The sequence below is a fragment of the Geofilum rubicundum JCM 15548 genome (genome assembly GCF_000974365.1).
GTDB classification, from domain to species: domain Bacteria; phylum Bacteroidota; class Bacteroidia; order Bacteroidales; family Marinilabiliaceae; genus Geofilum; species Geofilum rubicundum.
The window spans coordinates 26,141-41,535 of sequence record NZ_BAZW01000037.1; the positions used below are offsets into that span (position 1 = coordinate 26,141).

Sequence of the window (15,395 nt, forward strand, 5' to 3'; positions counted from 1 at the left end):
GGATGAAGTTCAATGCTTTTTAACACATAACCTTCATTTGGCCCAACGAGAGTTGAGTGCCTAAAACCGGTTGGTAAATGAGGATTCAAAAATTAAGATTAATTGACGATTGAAATAGCTTATTTGGTTAAATGAAGGCTACTTTTGCAAATTAAATAATGACTTGTTATGATTTGGTTATTCCTTACCATATTTTCAGCTTTCTTTCTTGGTATTTATGAAGTTTTTAAAAAGCATGCCTTGCGCGACAATGCAGTTTGGCTGGTCTTGCTGTATAGTACTTTTAGCAGTGCACTTGTTTTTTTGCCATTGATTGGTTTTTCCAAATCCGGCTTAATTGAAGCTGGTTCTCTGGTATATATTCCGGAAATTACCGTGAAAGAACATTTGTTGATTTTGCTAAAGACTTCGATTGTGTTGACTTCCTGGATTTTTTCTTATTTCTCACTGAAGTATCTACCCTGACCATTGCGGCTCCCATTCGGGCTACGGCTCCTGTTTGGACGCTGCTTGGGGCCATCATCATTTACCAGGAAACACTAAGTTTGCTTCAGTGGGTGGGCTTGCTAACAACCTTTGCTTTTTTCTATCTGTTTTCAACCACCGGAAGGCGGGAAGGCATTTCATTTAAAAATAACAAATGGATATGGTTTGCTGTATTGGGCACTTTGTTTGCTTCAACGAGTGCTTTGTTCGATAAGTTTTTAATTCGTAGTGTGGACCGCATGGCGGTTCAGGCCTGGTTTTCTATTTATCAGGTGGTGCTTTTGGCACCAGTGGTCGTTGTAATACGCCGAACCATGGTCCATCCCTTGCCCCTTATTTGGCGGTGGAGTATTCCGCTTATAGGTTTGTTTTTGGTGATGGCCGACTTTCTTTATTTCTACGCCTTAGATTTTGAGGACTCGTTGATTTCGGTGGTCTCCATTGTGCGCAGAAGTAGTGTTATTATTTCATTTTTGTTTGGTGCTCTGTTTCTGAAAGAGTTAAATATCAGTCGAAAGGCCTATTTTTTGGGCGGCATTTTGATAGGAATTATCATCTTGATGCTGGGTTAATGAGGAACTAGTAAATAAAGAAGATGGTGACCCCAATTACAGCCAGAATGGAACCTGCCACCTCTTTGAGGGTTATTTTTTCTTTAAACCAAAAAATGGCAAAGGGGATAATCAGCACAGGGGTTAAGGAGTTTAAGGTGGAGGCGATGCCTGTTGTGGTGTGCTGAATGGCCAGAAGCTTAAAGAAACGCCCAAAAACGGACCAAAAAAAGCACCCGTTCCAATTCGAAGCATGGCCTGCTGATTTCTGACTGCGGAAAATATTTTTCCCCAGTTGCGGGTGAGGGTAAAGAGCAGGGCGAATCCGACCATGCCGGTAATCACCCTTATTTGAGTGGACATGAAGGGATCCAGTTCTTTCATCCCAAATTTACTCAGAACCAGTCCCAAACCTTGACCGGCCGCTCCGCCCAAAGCCAGCAAAATTCCTTTAAGCGGGTAATGAAACTGCATTTTTTTGCCATGTTGTGGCCGGGCCAATATAACCAAAGCAATCCCCCAAATGGTCACCATCATACCAATGGAATTAGCCAGCGACAGTTTTTCTCCAATAATCAGCCATCCAAAAAAAGCCGTTAATGGCGGAGAAAGTGACATCATGAGCATGGAAATACGGGCACCAATCACCACAAAGGCCTGAAACAGGAGCAGGTCGCCGATGACAAAGCCTATCAAACCGGATATGCTGAGCCATAACCAGGCATGGGAGCTTACGCCGGTGGGTAAAAAATGCCCCTGAGTGGCCCAGGTGAAAAACCCCAGCAGAAAAAAGGCAATGACCAGTCTGATGAGATTAACTGAAAGGGAGCCGACTTTCTTGCCGGCCGATTCAAATGCCATGCTGGTGAAGGTCCAGCATAAAGCGGTAGCCAATGCTGCCAATTCGCCGATATTTCCGGCTATAAATTCACGCATCTTGAGTAAGAGATTTAATATCGATTATGATGCGCAAAGAAAGTGGTTTTTTATGTAGTTATGACACGAACAGGGGGCTTTTTTCTAACTGTAGACACAATTTGGCCTTTGAATTTATGAGGGGATGAGTAGCTATGGCTCATTTGGGGCTATGATCATCTGAAGTAAGGTGTTCAGGATTCTGTTGGCCGCCTGGTTATGTAAAAAAGAAACTGCCTCAATCGTTTACAATAACCAGGTTCTTGTAACAAATTGAAGCAGCTCCTTTATGAAGAAGGATTAAAATGGCTTATTTGCAATCGCAGCTTCCGCCACAACCGCACTCTTCTTTGCCGCCTGATTTGCAGGCACAATTACCACCGCATTTGCAGCCGGAATCTTTTGTCTGAGTAGGATCGGTGTAAATGTAAACTTCTCCTTTTTCGCTTTCATATTTATTACCCATGGCTTGTACGTTTTAGTTTCATGTGTAAATTAACACATAAGATGGAATATAAACAAGACAAACTTGTCCTAAATACATTTTTTTAACTTTTATCCTTTGTTCGGGCGACTTTCTCTATATTTGGATGTGCAAAATTTTAATTAAATGTGGATGCATCCCAACGAAAACAGGACCGACTTGTCGGTTTACGATAATTCCTGGTATTGGCCAGGCAAAGGCGCCCTTGTCAGGGGCATTTGGTTTATAGTCAATGCGCTGTTCCTGATCAATCCGCTCAATCCGGTATCCGGGATAAAGGTGTTTTGGTTAAGGCTATTCGGTGCCAAAATAGGGAAGGGCGTGGTCATTAAGCCAGGGGTTAATATCAAATACCCCTGGAATGTTGAAATCGGAGATTATACCTGGATTGGTGAAAATGTTTGGCTGGACAGTCTGGGCTTAACCAAAATTGGTCAACACTGCTGCTTGTCGCAAGGGGCCATGTTACTCAATGGCAATCATGATTATTCGAAACGAACCTTTGATTTACGTGTGGACCCTATTGTACTGGAAGATGGCGTATGGATTGGGGCGCAATCGCTGGTGGGGCCAGGTATTACCTGTCACGCACATTCGGTGCTTTCGGTGATGAGCGTGGCCACTTCTGATTTGCAAGCCTATGGCATATACCGGGGCAATCCGGCCGTTAAAGTGCGGGATCGCCAAATCAATTAACTGGTCTAGAAATTGTAATAAAAATTGCGTAAGGAGGTTCTGAATCCAAAATGAATCATGGTATTGGTTTCAGAGGCCAAATCGCTGTCGGCATTTCTAATTCTGACACCCAGACTCAGGTTCATGTTGTTTTTGGGGTTGACCAGAAATGAAACAGAGGCGGCTGCATGCTGAATGGTCGTTTTTAGTCCCTGCCCAATTTCATGTCCGTGAGAATCCCACCTGCGCATATTGGACACAAAGATGTCGCCACCCCAGCTGATTTGATCGTCATCGGGACGACTGGCGTCGTAAAAATCCTTGCCGTGAATGGCATGCATGCCTTCTAAATGCAAATACCAGCGGTTCCACCTGTAGGTCAGGAAGGAAATGCTCTCTCTAAAATTGGCACCCAGCGGGTGCGCCAATTCCTGATTGAAATGCCCATAATTGGTTATGCTGGAATAATGCGAATAGGTATAGGGACGCACCTGACTGTATTCGGTTTGAACATCCAGATTTTTTATGCCCAGAAAATTATAATTTTTGTATCCCAACTGAAAGCCCTGTTTGTTGGCCCACCATTTATTCCCACTAAAAACCTCGTCCAGTTTAAATTCACCCATGACAAACTGGCCATAAATGGCGGCATCCTTCCATGGAATAAACTTTAAATTGGCGCCCATGGTGACGTTATCAGGAGATCCCAACCCGTACTCTACAGGGCGGTAAACAACGACAGGTATCAGGTAGTTCAGGTCGAGGCCGCGGTATCCGGTCTGGTCTTCTGCTGCCCAAATCACACTTTCAAAGAGACCGAGAGAAAAGCGGTTGCCAAAGTTCCAGTTTAAGTAGTGAAATATACCATATTTATAGGGAAAACGTTCATCACCGGCACGTTCTAATTTGTCGATGTGCTGAAACTGAGCGGCCATCACCATGTATTGAACTTTCCAGAAGGTGGTGGTCATTTTGATGTGGGGGTAGCTGTATGTATTGTCAGACAGCAAAAGACTACGGTAACCGTCACCAATAAAATTCTTTCCAAAGCCGAGTTTCAGGTTGATCCACTGGCCTGCGTTGTAGGACAGATATCCGGTGGATTGGGAGAAATCCCGGCCGTTATCCCCAAATGTTTTGGCGCGTCCCTGACCCGGGACGGAACCTCTTTTTTCTACATATTCGTCAATATATTGTGGTAAAACCGCTTGGTTTTCAAATAAGGCACCATAGAAAGCCAGGTTTTCTCCCAATTGTCCGTTGAGCATGACTCCCCGGGTATTGACCCAGGTGTTGATAGCTTCTGTTTGTTCTTTGCCCACTTCAAAATTAAAATAGGGATTGATTGTGACCTGGATTGGACTGCTGCCTTTTTCTTCCCATTTAACAAAGTCGTCGTGCAAAAAGCGTTGAAATATATTGAGTGAACCCGATGGTTTACTCAAGCCCCGTTGGAATAAGGAATCCGTATCCCAGTATTTTTCTACCTGGTCTAAGCGGTAAGGTTTTATGGAGGTATGCAGGTTCACTCCGGGCTGGTATAAAGCTCGTGTAATGGCATCATAACCGGGATGGTTGTGATTGCTGTATACCTGTGAAAAGATTTCTGAGGGGTTTAATACTGCCAGTAGCAGGATTAAAAACAGAGCAATTTGTTTATTCTTCATAGTAGCCGTATCCATATCCATAACCGTATCCGTAATTATAGCCAACCAAGCCTTTTTTTACTTGAATGTCATTAATCAATATACCTACATTGGTAATTCCTTCATCCTGCATTTGCTTAATGGTATGGGCAAACACATCCTTAATTGTAAAACCCTGACGCGTCAGGAATATGATCGAATCTGCATATCTGGCCAATAAATAGCCGTCGGCCACTACGCCCATTGGCGGCGTATCAAGCAGTATGATATCAAAATTGGCTCTGAGTTCTTTAAACAATTTTTCAGCTGCGGGCGAACCAATCAATTCAGATGGGTTGGGAGGAATGGCCCCGGAAGGAAGCACATATAAATTGCCCGGACTGGCTTCCTGAATGATGTCTTTAAGCTTGGCTTTTCCAATTAAATAATTGGAGAGTCCGTCCTGGTTGTGCAGGTTAAGCACCCGGTTAAGTCCCGGTTTCCGCATGTCGAATCCTACCAATAACGTTTTCTTTCCGGAGATGGCGAATACGCTGGCAAGATTCAGGGCACAGAAAGTTTTCCCTTCGCCCGGCATGGATGATGAAATGGCAATAATGGGACATGCTTTATCTCCGGTCATGTATTCCAGTCGGGACCTTATTCTTCGAAAAGTCTCCGTAATAATGGATTTGGGAAAAAGATCGACCACATTTTCTCCCTCTTTGATGTTGTGGATGATGTGTCCGATGACCGGCAAGCGGGTAATTCTTTCGATGTCTTCTGTATTGGAGATTTTGTTGTTGAGTAATTGACGGATTAACAAGAAAATAAAGGGGATAACCAATCCTATCATTAAGCTTTCTGGCGGTTGCTGTTGACGGTGGGGGAAACCTGACCTGCCGAACGGGCCATTTCTAATATGCTGTGATCCGGCGTGTTGGATGCCTTTTGGATTTGGGCTTCACTTCTTTTCCGTAGCAAAAAGGTATAGACTTCATTGTTTAAATCAAATTGCCGCTCAATGCCAAACAGTTGACGTTCTTTTTCGGGAAATTGATAGAGTTCGGCCGTTGTTTCTCTGCGCTCCTGTTCAATTCTTCTCAATTCCTGATCCATAAGAGCCATTTGGTTTTCGAGCGCTTTCAGGAGCGTTTGGCGAGCCACTTCCATATTGCTGTTAAGGTCAATCAGATAGGGGTTAGAGATGTTCTGACTGGCATTGGCAGAAATCGCCTGGCGCTCCATATTGAGTTCCATCAATGTATTGATGTGTTCAGTAATGATGCCATTGTCAACCGGATAACTGGCCGGGGCAATGGTGCTTTGAAACAGACTGTCGGAAATAAAATATCTGGTCAGATATTCATAATATTTTTTGGTTAACATCATTTGGGAGGTCTGTTCCGCCAGATTTTCTAAACGGGAAAAGTAAATACCGGCCTGCGCTGAAACGCTTTGTATCTGGTGTTCGGTCCTGAACTCACTCAGCTCACTTCCTTTCACCAACAAGGAATCAGAAATAATGATCAATTGTTCTTCAATAAACTGAATGGTATTGGTGGCAATTTGGTTTTTTCGTTCCAGATTGTTTCGGATAAAAACCTCGGCCAGCTTATTCAGGAAGGTAATGTTTTTGGCATTGTTGTGGCCCGTCAGAAACAATCGGACAATGCTGGAGTTGTCGTTGGAACGGCCATGCGAGAATCGCGATTTATAGGTGGATGCCAAGGCATCCGGACTGTTGAACTGGAAATAGAAAGCCCGTTCTTCCGGATTTGAAAGGTCATCGTTTTCAATTCTTATTTTTAACCAGGGTGTTTCCACCCATTCGCCAAATCTGAATTCTTCGCTAAAGGCAATGGGGCCTGTTGAAGGTCCCCCACGTTGTAATCCATATATATAAGTTCCTCCCGATTCTGCTTCAATATTAAGTCGGTACCGATGCTCGTCTATGACAGATAGAAAAATATGCGCATTGATTAGCTGAGGGGCCGTTGAGTCATAATGAACCGTAAAGGGGACACCTCCGTATAGTTCTGAGCTTTTAACCCGGCCGGTTTTAAAATAGGACAGATTAAAATCCAGTTCACTGACAGCCATTCTCATTAATTCCCAGGAGGTCAGAATCGCAATTTGGTTTTCGATGCTTCGCATTGCGGTGCTCAATCCAAAACCTTCCATCATATTGCTTTGAGGTTTGTCACTGCCCCGTTCTTCCACCAACAAGGTCAGGGACGCCCGGTAAACAGGTTGAGCGTACCTGTGAATCATATATACCGTAAACAGCGATAATGATATCGTGATGACAAAAAGCCACCAAAAACGCAGTGTGTCAGCCAGCAGTTTTTTATAATCAATAACAAATCCGGTACCCGTATCACTCTTAAGAGGATTTTTTGTTGTTTGGTTTTGAGTTGGTTGAATCATTTAGTGCGTTTATTTAAACAGGGCATTGAGGGTTAAATACATCGCAATGGCCGATGTCAGGATGCCAAAGGAAAAGGATTCGCCAATTCCCCAGGTTTTAGCCTTCATGGGGCGTATGTATATAATGTCATTGGGATAAATGTAATATCGGTCTGAATTGAGCAGGTTATTGTCTGTTAAATCCACATGAAAAGTTTCTGAGCCATCCTTTGTTGGCCGAATGATTTTTACCTGTTTCTTTTTTCCAAATGGGCGAACATCTCCTGCCAATGCAATGGCTTCATATATGGTTACCTGTTCCTTTCCCATGCTAATACGGCCCCGGCTGTTGGTCTCACCCAATGCAATAAAGGATGGATTGGCTAAGCGCACGGTCACCTGTGCATCACTTACAAATGGCAGAAGGGCCAGCTTGATTCTTTCCGTTGCTTCCTTACGGGTACAATTCTCCAGATTTATCAGTCCGACAAAAGGAAAGTCTATGTTATAATGGTCGTCAATGGGATAGGTGTAAAGGGGCGACTGGCTGGTAGCTGCATTCGACTGGTTGCCCATGCCCATATTAAAAAACTCTGACAATTTGGGGTTGGAAGTGGTAACCCTTATGGATAAAGCATCATTGGGTTTAAGCAGGTAAAATTCGGTGATGGTTTCCAACTCTCCATAGGGGTTTTCATAACCCCGCCGATCATCCAGGTCTTGAAAATAGACCGTTTCTTTTTGAGGAATACATCCATTAAAGATAATTACCAGAAATATTAACAGAAGGGAGGTTCGGCTACTTTTATTTATTATTGATTGCATATTTACATTTGAAAAGGTTTGGTACGATTAAAGGCCTTGGTCTTTATTCAATGCTTACAAATTTAGACTTTCTTTTTAAAAATCTGAAAGCATTTGACTAATTCAAGGCACTATTACATTAATTTATTAATTATATGTTTTAATCAGTTTTGAATTTTGTTAATTTTGTCATGAAAATAACCTGTGAAATATTGATTATTTTTCTGTCTTTGATTGGATTACATCAAGAACAGTACAACCTTAGCTTGCGAAGACTAGATATTTAGAAAGTATGATGGTAGACTACAATGTGGTTTTTCAAATCGTTTTGGGAGGATTGGTATCCTTTATTCTTGTTTTTATGTCCATCCCAACGATTTTAAAAGTTTCTTACTCCAAGAATTTATTTGATGAACCCGGTAAGCGTCGGTACATAAAGGAAGAGTCCCTACCCTGGGCGGGTTGGCCATATTTTTTGGCATCCTCTTTACCTATTCGTTTTATCTCGATTGGTTTGATTACCGCGCTATTCCCTATCTCATACCTTCTTTACTCATTATCTTTTCCATTGGAATTAAGGACGATATAATGGTTACCGCACCCATTATGAAGCTGATGGGGCAAGTGATAGCCGCACTGATCATTGTTGGATTCGGGGATTTACGTATTACCGATTTTCATGGCTTTTTTGGTTTGCGGCCGGATTATTTTGTGAGTCTTGCTTTTTCCTTGCTTTTTTTGGTCTTTATTGTGAATGGATTCAATCTGATTGATGGTGTGGATGGATTGGCAGCCATAACTGGGATTGTCAGTATCACTGGTTTTTCCGTTTGGTTTTACATCAATGGAGAGGTGGTGTTGCCTGTGTTGGGCGCCATTGTCAATGGCGCCTTGCTGGCCTTTCTTTATTTCAATGTGCTTTCAAAATCCCAAAAGATATTTATGGGGGATACCGGCTCACTTCTTATCGGCTTTATTGTGGCTGTTTTTGGCATTCGTTTTATGGAATACAATGTGGAACCCCTTAGACCAGCCCTCAGGTTTACCATGATTTCCGCCCCGGCTGTGGCACTTGCCATTCTTATTGTTCCGGTGATTGATACCATTCGGGTGTTTTTTCTTCGCTTATCAAAGGGGCAATCGCCTTTTGCGGCCGACAAAACCCACATTCATCACCGATTGCTGACCTTAGGGTTTTCTCACATTCAGGTGGCCCTGTTGTTGGGCTCCGTTAATGTAATATTCATCCTACTTTCTTATTGGCTGAGAGATTTGGGCACCATTAAATTGTTATCCATTAACATGATTCTTGGCTTGGTTGTTTTTCACTTGCCCTCCCTGGCCATCCGGTACCGCTTGCGGAAAATGCGTTCCAGAAAATTGAACGAGCGCTCCCTTCATAAATAAGCTTATGTTTCTATCTTTAATTACGGTTACTTATAATGCTTGTTCTTCTTTGGAACAAACCATCCTTTCGGTGGAGCAACAGCAATATAAGGATCTGGAATACATTATTATTGACGGTGGGTCAAGCGACGGGACGCGGGAAATGTTGAGAAAATATCCCGATGTGGTGACGATGGTGGTCAGTGAATCCGATAAGGGTATTTACGATGCCATGAATAAGGGCTTGCGAAAGGCCACGGGGGATGTGGTGGGTTTTTTGCATGCCGACGACCGTTTTGCCCATTCAAGGGTCTTACAAAAGGTAATGAATATTTTTGAAGATAGGGGGTAGATGTGCTGTACGGGGATTTACAATATGTGACATCTTTTGTCCCGCTAAGGGTTTTACGACATTGGAAAAGTGGTCACTTTGATCCTCAACTCCTTTCAAAAGGCTGGATGCCACCGCATCCAACCGTATATTTCCGACGTTCGCTCCTTCCCAAAGTTGGCTTCTTTGATACTTCTTATAAGATATCAGCTGATTACGATTGGCTGCTACGGTTATTGAACGCAGATGACGTGTCGGTAAAATATTTGCCTGAAGTCATGGTGCTTATGGCGACAGGCGGTGCGAGCAATAAGAGCCTGAAAAACATTATTCAAAAATCCCGTGAGGATTATCGGGCCATGAGAGGCAACCAGGTCGGCGGTATTTTTACGCTCCTCCGCAAAAATTTGAGCAAGGTTGGGCAGTTTTTATCCCCTAAACCAAGTGAAATGTAATTAGATGCCGGATTATCACATTTTTTTTTTAGATTCGCTAGCCTGATGTTCCATGAATTTTCAGGCAGTCATTTTAATATCATCCTATAAACTATAACAGGCATGGCCATCCCTGTCAACCAACCCGGACAAATGCCCGGTAAAAATATATCGAATGATGGTTTTTCTGATATCAGAAAAATTATTCGGCTGATAATTCGCAATTGGTATCTATTTGTCATTTTCGTCCCCATAGGATTGGGAACCGCATGGATATATCACCGTTACACTGTGCCTGTTTACCGGGCCTCCATTACCATGATTTTTAAAGTGGATCAGGAACGGAGTTTTTCCAATTCTGTGCTGACTGAGGCTTTGGACTCTCGCCTGAAATGCGGAGCTTCGAAAACCAGAGTTTCATTATTCGCAGTCACGCCATGGTATTGAGAGCCATTAATCGCCTGGATTTTGGTGTGTCTTATTATTCCAAAGGTCGGTTAAAAGATACGGAAATATACGATCCATTGCCTTTCATCGTCCGGTTTGATTCCATCCACCCGCAATTGCTGAATACCAATTTTGAGGCGACCGTGCTTCCCGATGGTCAAATTGAATTGTCTGTCAGATCAGAAGGCGGGCACCTGCACATCTACCAGACTGCCCGAAATAGCGGTTATTCCGGACCAGTCAGTTTCGACGGGGTGGTCTCTGTAGGCGAGCAGGTGGAACATCCCTATTTTTCATTTACCCTTGAAGCACCGGTAGAAGGACGCTTACCGGAGCCGGGAAGTTATATGTTTCGGTTTAATTCACATTCTGCGATTGCTTCCGGATTCAGGTCCTCTTTATCGGTTTCTCCCTACCGCGAAGGATCTTCCATCATTTTTATTTCTACGACCGGACAACAACCTCAAAAGCTGGTTAAGTTTCTGAATACTTTTTCCGAAGAGGTCATCATTAATAACCTGGAACGAAAAAATGATATGGCCAACCGATCCATTGAGTTTATTCAACGGCAATTGGTTCAGGTAGCTGACACGCTTAAAGTGACCCAGCAAAAGTTGATGGACTTCAGGCGGGAAAACCGGTTTATGATGCCGTCTGAAATGTCGTCCCGCCTGTCTGAAGAGTTTTTTGAGCAGGAGAAGCAGAGGCGGATGCTGGAAGTGAGTTATGGATATTTTGAGGATATTAAGGGCCGATTGGTTGAAAACAACCTGGAGGAAAGTGATTATTTGTTGCCGGCTTTTTCCAGTGAACCAGCTGCCATTGTTCAGCAATTTGTGCGCGATCATCTGGCCTTGCTTCAGGAGCAGAGTTTGATAGCCAACCAGGCAGGAAACAGCAATCCCTACCAGGTAGAGTTGGAAAAGAAGATTGCCCTGTCGCAGGAAACGCTCTTAATGGCCATAGAAAAGCAAATGGAGAGTATCCGGATGCAGCAGGTAGAAATAGGACGTCAAACATCCAAACTCACGGCCCAAATAGGGGATTTACCCGAGCTGGAGCGCGACTTCCTGGCCATGGAAAGGACCCATAAACTCAATGATGCCATATACACTTTTTTGCTTCAAAAAAGTTCGGAAATGCAAATTGCCAAAGCCTCCAATGTGCCTGATAATGAGGTGCTGGATCAGGCATCTGTAGGTGGTCCTATTTCGCCCACAGAAAGAAGCAATTACAGTAAGGGACTAATGGCCGGTTTGATTATTCCGGCTTGATCATCGCTTTAAAAGAGCTGTTTAATACCCGAGTCAGAGGAAGGGAAGACATTGACGGGCTCTTTAAAGATACCCCTATTGTCGGGGAGATTATGCGCAGTCGTGATAATATCGACAATGTCGTTTTGACAGAGACCAACTCTGTTATTGCGGAGTCGTTTCGTTCCCTGAGGGCCCGGCTCCGGTTTTTGCTTTCGCAAAATCCGGGTAAAGTCATCTCTGTTACTTCTACCAATACAGGGGATGGTAAGACCTTTTGTGCGGTGAATCTGGCTTCGGTGTTTGCCATATCCGGAAAGAAAACGGCTTTGGTAGGTTTCGATTTGCGCAAGCCACGTTTGTCGGAGATTTTCGAGTTATCCAACTTGCCTGGAATCAGCAATTTTTTGATTGGACAGGTGGCTTTTGAAGACATTGTTAAACCCACTGATCAGGAAGATTTATTTGTCATTCCGGCCGGCATCATTCCCCCCAATCCTTCGGAATTGATTACATCTTCTAAAACGTCTGAGTTATTTAAGCAATTGCGGGAAAATTTTGATATTATTATTTTAGATACCCCACCAGTCGGTTTGGTTTCTGATGGACGTTTGCTGATGGATATGGCCGATTGTCATCTGTTTGTTGTTCGTGCGGGAGTGACGGAGAAGGAGCATTTTGCCATCACACTGTCCAACCTGATTGCGGAAAAGGTCAGTTGTATTGGTGTGGTTCTGAATGATGTCACTACAACCCGAAAGGGCTATGGGTATTACTCCTCCGGATATTTTAATTAGTTTGTTAACTGTCGTTTTGTAATTGCGGATCAATGATAAACAGGTTTGAGAATTACCCTTTAAAAAAACACCATACTTTCGGACTGGATGTAACTGCTAAATATTTCTTTGAATACGCTTCACTGGAGGAGTTGCTGCAAATTCTGGTCGACCCCTTATTGCAAACCCATGATTGCTTATTGTTGGGTGGAGGCAGCAATCTTTTGTTTTTGGGCGACTATAAGGCGTTGTTTTGCACTCTGCCATTATGGGCATGGAGGTTATTGAAACAAATGCCCGTTCTGTGGTGGTTAAAGTAGGAGCGGGGGTTGAATGGGATGCTCTGGTCGAATGGAGCGTGCGTAATAATTTTGGCGGTATAGAGAATTTGTCCTGGATTCCCGGGGATGTTGGAGCTGCTCCGGTACAGAATATTGGCGCTTATGGGGTGGAGTTCAAGGATGTTTTGTAAAAGCGGAAGGGGTATATCTGGCGAGTGGCGAACCTTTTTCAATAGATCATGCTGCTTGTGATTTTGCTTACCGTGACAGTATTTTTAAAAATGAGCTAAAAAACAAGGTTGTTCTTACTTTCGTGTATTTACGACTGGATAAGTCTCCCCGGTTTTTGTTGGATTACGGCAATGTGCGTGAAGCTGTGGAAATGCTGGGAGAACCCAGTCTCCGGAATGTGCGGCAGTGCATCGTGGATATTAGAAGACAGAAATTACCCGATCCCGGAGTATTTGGCAATGCCGGTAGCTTTTTTAAGAATCCGATGGTGGATGTTTCCGTTCTATCCGCTGTTCAGGCTGATTTCCCGGAGGTTCCTTTCTATACCATGCCAGAAAGTGGCAGGGTGAAGATACCTGCCGGCTGGTTGATCGAAAAAGCCGGATGGAAAGGGCAGTCGCTGGGCAATGCTGCCGTTCACAAAAATCAGGCCTTGGTCCTTATCAATAAGGGCCATGCTACGGGGCGAGAGATTTTGACTTTGGCGGAAGCCATTGAAGCAGATATCAGGTATAAATTTAATATTACATTGCAGCGGGAGGTCAATGTGGTTGAATAGGAGGTGACCCGATCTCCACTTATTTAGATTGCTCGCTCAGCATGAGTTTCTTGACTTTCCATCTGAATCGGGTCAGCAATTGAGCCCCTACCAGCATCAGTCCCACCATATAACCCAACCAGATGCCCTGTGGTCCCAGGTTTAACACAAAGCCTGCCACATAACTTACCGGCAAGGCAATGGGGAAGTAGGCAATGATCAGCATAATCATGGGAATTTTGGTGTCCTCAATGCCACGCAGGGCACCCAACGAAATGACCTGAATGCCATCAAACAACTGGAATAGCCCGCCGACAAACATTAAGCCGGCTGCAATAGCTATTACCTCCTGATCGGGCACAAAGAACCCGGGGATTTTGTAGCGAAACGACAAAAAGGTCACTAAACTCACAAACATAAATACCAACACCATGTGCAGGGAGGCGTAAAAGGCGCGATTCATTCCTGTTATTTGGCCGGCCCCTCTGAAATGACTGACTTTAACGGTCGTGGCCGCAGCCAATCCGGCTGAAATCATATAGGTCAGGGTTACCAGACTCATCACTATCTGATGCGCAGCCAGCTCTTTCTCTCCAATCCATCCCATCATAATGCTTCCCAGACTAAAGGTGAGCACTTCAACAATGTATTGTCCGCCAATGGGAGATCCCACCCTAAGCATCCGAAGCGATTGCTTGAAATTGAAGCGGATCATTTTCCAGTGCGTTCTTTCGGGCTTAAAAAAATCCAATTTAAAATAGAGGTAGGTGAATGCCATGGGCATAACTACTCTGGCAATGAGAGTGGCATAGCCTGCACCCATGATGCCATAGGCCGGAAATCCTGCTTTGCCGTAGATCAGGAGGTAGTTGAGAAAGATGTTGAGAATATTGGCACTGAGGGTTATAATCATGGCAATGCGGGTATTGCCCAGGCCTTCGGCATACTGTTTAAATATGAAAAAGAATTGGAAGGGCAGGAGGGACGCCACCAATAGCATATAATAAGGTATGGCTAATTTCACGACTTCCTCAGGCTGTCCCATGAAGGGGATGGCCAGAGCCACCAGGGCCATTAGAATCGTTTGAAGGAGTGCCATTACCGGATGGGTATACATCGACTGCTTAAACCAATTGGCGGCTTCGGGTCTGTTATTGCTCCCGAAAGCTTTCCCAGCCAAGGGGGTAAGTCCCGTTACCAAACCAATCCCAAACATCATTCCCACCACAAAAATATTGTTCGCCAGGGCAACCGCTGCCAGCTCGGTAGCTCCAAGCTGACCCACCATAATGTTATCGGCCAGCACAACAATCATTTGTCCGGCCTGAGATAGCATGACGGGCAAGGCTAACGCAAAATTTGACTTGTAGTGGGGACGGAAAATGGAAAAATAATTGGCCATGAATGATGCGACTTTTAAAACGCAAAGATGCCTGATTATTGTGAAAACCTTCTCATACAAGCATCAGAAATTTCTTCATAATAGTCTGCTTTAAACGCATGCAGTTTATAAGGTTCTCATTACAAGGGTATAAAGGTTATTGAATAAGTATGTGTAAAATGTATTGATGTAAGTGTTAATTAATTCAATATATTTTTAAAATTATCTAGTAGTAGAAAAAAAATAAAATAGAAATAAAAAATTTGTAATCTGTAATGAAATTATGAAAGCTGGTCAAAATTTTTGAAAGAATTTTAAAATATTTTGAAGTAGAATTTTTTTTAATGTTTCATATATAAAAATTTAGGGATAATTGAAAAGTTTCTAA

The 15,395-nt window shown here is 43.6% G+C and carries 19 protein-coding genes; 11 read left to right on the top strand and 8 right to left on the bottom strand.

Annotation, left to right across the window (positions count from 1 at the left end):
• Positions 1-168 precede the first annotated feature (168 nt).
• Both JCM15548_RS24255 and JCM15548_RS24260 read left to right on the top strand, forming a co-directional pair.
• Positions 169-465: a DMT family transporter gene (locus JCM15548_RS24255; RefSeq protein WP_227625867.1), complete on the top strand. Its 297-nt coding sequence runs from the start codon at positions 169-171 to the stop codon at positions 463-465.
• A 92-nt stretch (positions 466-557) separates the two neighbouring features.
• Positions 558-1,058: an EamA family transporter gene (locus JCM15548_RS24260; protein ID WP_227625870.1), complete on the top strand. Its 501-nt coding sequence runs from the start codon at positions 558-560 to the stop codon at positions 1,056-1,058.
• A gap of 7 nt (positions 1,059-1,065) precedes the next feature.
• Here JCM15548_RS24260 and JCM15548_RS24265 read toward each other — a convergent pair whose 3' ends face one another.
• From JCM15548_RS24265 to JCM15548_RS21745, 3 genes are all read right to left on the bottom strand, one after another.
• Positions 1,066-1,233: an EamA family transporter gene (locus tag JCM15548_RS24265; protein ID WP_227625884.1), complete on the bottom strand. Its 168-nt coding sequence runs from the start codon at positions 1,231-1,233 to the stop codon at positions 1,066-1,068.
• Positions 1,191-1,973, bottom strand: coding sequence for a DMT family transporter (locus JCM15548_RS14335; protein ID WP_227625871.1), 783 nt, complete (start codon positions 1,971-1,973; stop codon positions 1,191-1,193). The genes JCM15548_RS24265 and JCM15548_RS14335 overlap by 43 nt, the downstream gene beginning before the upstream one ends.
• Positions 1,974-2,252: 279 nt before the next feature.
• Entirely contained in the window at positions 2,253-2,405 is a 153-nt protein-coding gene (locus tag JCM15548_RS21745; protein ID WP_157482786.1) for a hypothetical protein, read from the bottom strand.
• A 163-nt stretch (positions 2,406-2,568) separates the two neighbouring features.
• Between JCM15548_RS21745 and JCM15548_RS14340 the strand changes: the two genes are divergently transcribed.
• The gene (locus JCM15548_RS14340) at positions 2,569-3,132 is read left to right on the top strand and encodes a WcaF family extracellular polysaccharide biosynthesis acetyltransferase (RefSeq protein ID WP_062126805.1); all 564 of its coding nucleotides are present in this window, start codon (positions 2,569-2,571) and stop codon (positions 3,130-3,132) included.
• Positions 3,133-3,137: 5 nt separating this feature from the next.
• Here the strand turns inward: JCM15548_RS14340 and JCM15548_RS14345 are convergent, their stop codons facing one another.
• From JCM15548_RS14345 to JCM15548_RS14355, 4 genes are read right to left on the bottom strand one after another with little or no spacing between them, the layout of a single operon-like run.
• On the bottom strand, positions 3,138-4,823 hold the full coding sequence (locus tag JCM15548_RS14345) for a hypothetical protein (RefSeq protein ID WP_227625872.1): 1,686 nt from the start codon (positions 4,821-4,823) through the stop codon (positions 3,138-3,140).
• On the bottom strand, positions 4,768-5,592 hold the full coding sequence (locus JCM15548_RS24270; protein WP_227625873.1) for a polysaccharide biosynthesis tyrosine autokinase: 825 nt from the start codon (positions 5,590-5,592) through the stop codon (positions 4,768-4,770). The genes JCM15548_RS14345 and JCM15548_RS24270 overlap by 56 nt, the downstream gene beginning before the upstream one ends.
• Positions 5,592-7,166, bottom strand: a complete 1,575-nt coding sequence (locus JCM15548_RS14350) for a GumC family protein (protein ID WP_227625874.1) — start codon at positions 7,164-7,166, stop codon at positions 5,592-5,594. The genes JCM15548_RS24270 and JCM15548_RS14350 overlap by 1 nt, the downstream gene beginning before the upstream one ends.
• Positions 7,167-7,175: 9 nt before the next feature.
• A complete protein-coding gene (locus tag JCM15548_RS14355; protein WP_062126788.1) occupies positions 7,176-7,970 on the bottom strand; it encodes a polysaccharide biosynthesis/export family protein in 795 nt (264 codons plus the stop codon).
• Positions 7,971-8,411: 441 nt separating this feature from the next.
• Between JCM15548_RS14355 and JCM15548_RS14360 the strand changes: the two genes are divergently transcribed.
• The 8 genes from JCM15548_RS14360 (at position 8,412) to JCM15548_RS24305 (ending at position 13,647) form a co-directional block, all read left to right on the top strand.
• A complete protein-coding gene (locus JCM15548_RS14360) occupies positions 8,412-9,356 on the top strand; it encodes an MraY family glycosyltransferase (RefSeq protein ID WP_227625875.1) in 945 nt (314 codons plus the stop codon).
• Positions 9,357-9,360: 4 nt separating this feature from the next.
• Positions 9,361-9,687, top strand: coding sequence for a glycosyltransferase (locus JCM15548_RS24275; RefSeq protein WP_227625876.1), 327 nt, complete (start codon positions 9,361-9,363; stop codon positions 9,685-9,687).
• A gap of 2 nt (positions 9,688-9,689) precedes the next feature.
• Entirely contained in the window at positions 9,690-10,121 is a 432-nt protein-coding gene (locus JCM15548_RS24280) for a glycosyltransferase family protein (protein WP_227625877.1), read from the top strand.
• 102 nt (positions 10,122-10,223) lie between these two features.
• On the top strand, positions 10,224-10,547 hold the full coding sequence (locus JCM15548_RS24285; RefSeq protein ID WP_227625878.1) for a hypothetical protein: 324 nt from the start codon (positions 10,224-10,226) through the stop codon (positions 10,545-10,547).
• Positions 10,493-11,821 (top strand): GumC family protein, encoded by a 1,329-nt coding sequence (locus JCM15548_RS24290; RefSeq protein ID WP_227625879.1) that lies wholly within the window; start codon positions 10,493-10,495, stop codon positions 11,819-11,821. The genes JCM15548_RS24285 and JCM15548_RS24290 overlap by 55 nt, the downstream gene beginning before the upstream one ends.
• On the top strand, positions 11,818-12,597 hold the full coding sequence (locus tag JCM15548_RS24295) for a CpsD/CapB family tyrosine-protein kinase (protein WP_227625880.1): 780 nt from the start codon (positions 11,818-11,820) through the stop codon (positions 12,595-12,597). Before JCM15548_RS24290 ends, JCM15548_RS24295 begins: the two co-directional genes overlap by 4 nt.
• A gap of 232 nt (positions 12,598-12,829) precedes the next feature.
• A complete protein-coding gene (locus JCM15548_RS24300) occupies positions 12,830-13,048 on the top strand; it encodes an FAD-binding protein (RefSeq protein WP_227625881.1) in 219 nt (72 codons plus the stop codon).
• Between the two features lie 122 nt (positions 13,049-13,170).
• Positions 13,171-13,647 (top strand): UDP-N-acetylmuramate dehydrogenase, encoded by a 477-nt coding sequence (locus JCM15548_RS24305; protein WP_227625882.1) that lies wholly within the window; start codon positions 13,171-13,173, stop codon positions 13,645-13,647.
• 19 nt (positions 13,648-13,666) lie between these two features.
• On the opposite strand, the gene JCM15548_RS14380 is transcribed toward JCM15548_RS24305, so the two are convergent.
• The gene (locus JCM15548_RS14380; RefSeq protein ID WP_062126799.1) at positions 13,667-15,028 is read right to left on the bottom strand and encodes an MATE family efflux transporter; all 1,362 of its coding nucleotides are present in this window, start codon (positions 15,026-15,028) and stop codon (positions 13,667-13,669) included.
• Between the last annotated feature and the right edge of the window lie 367 nt (positions 15,029-15,395).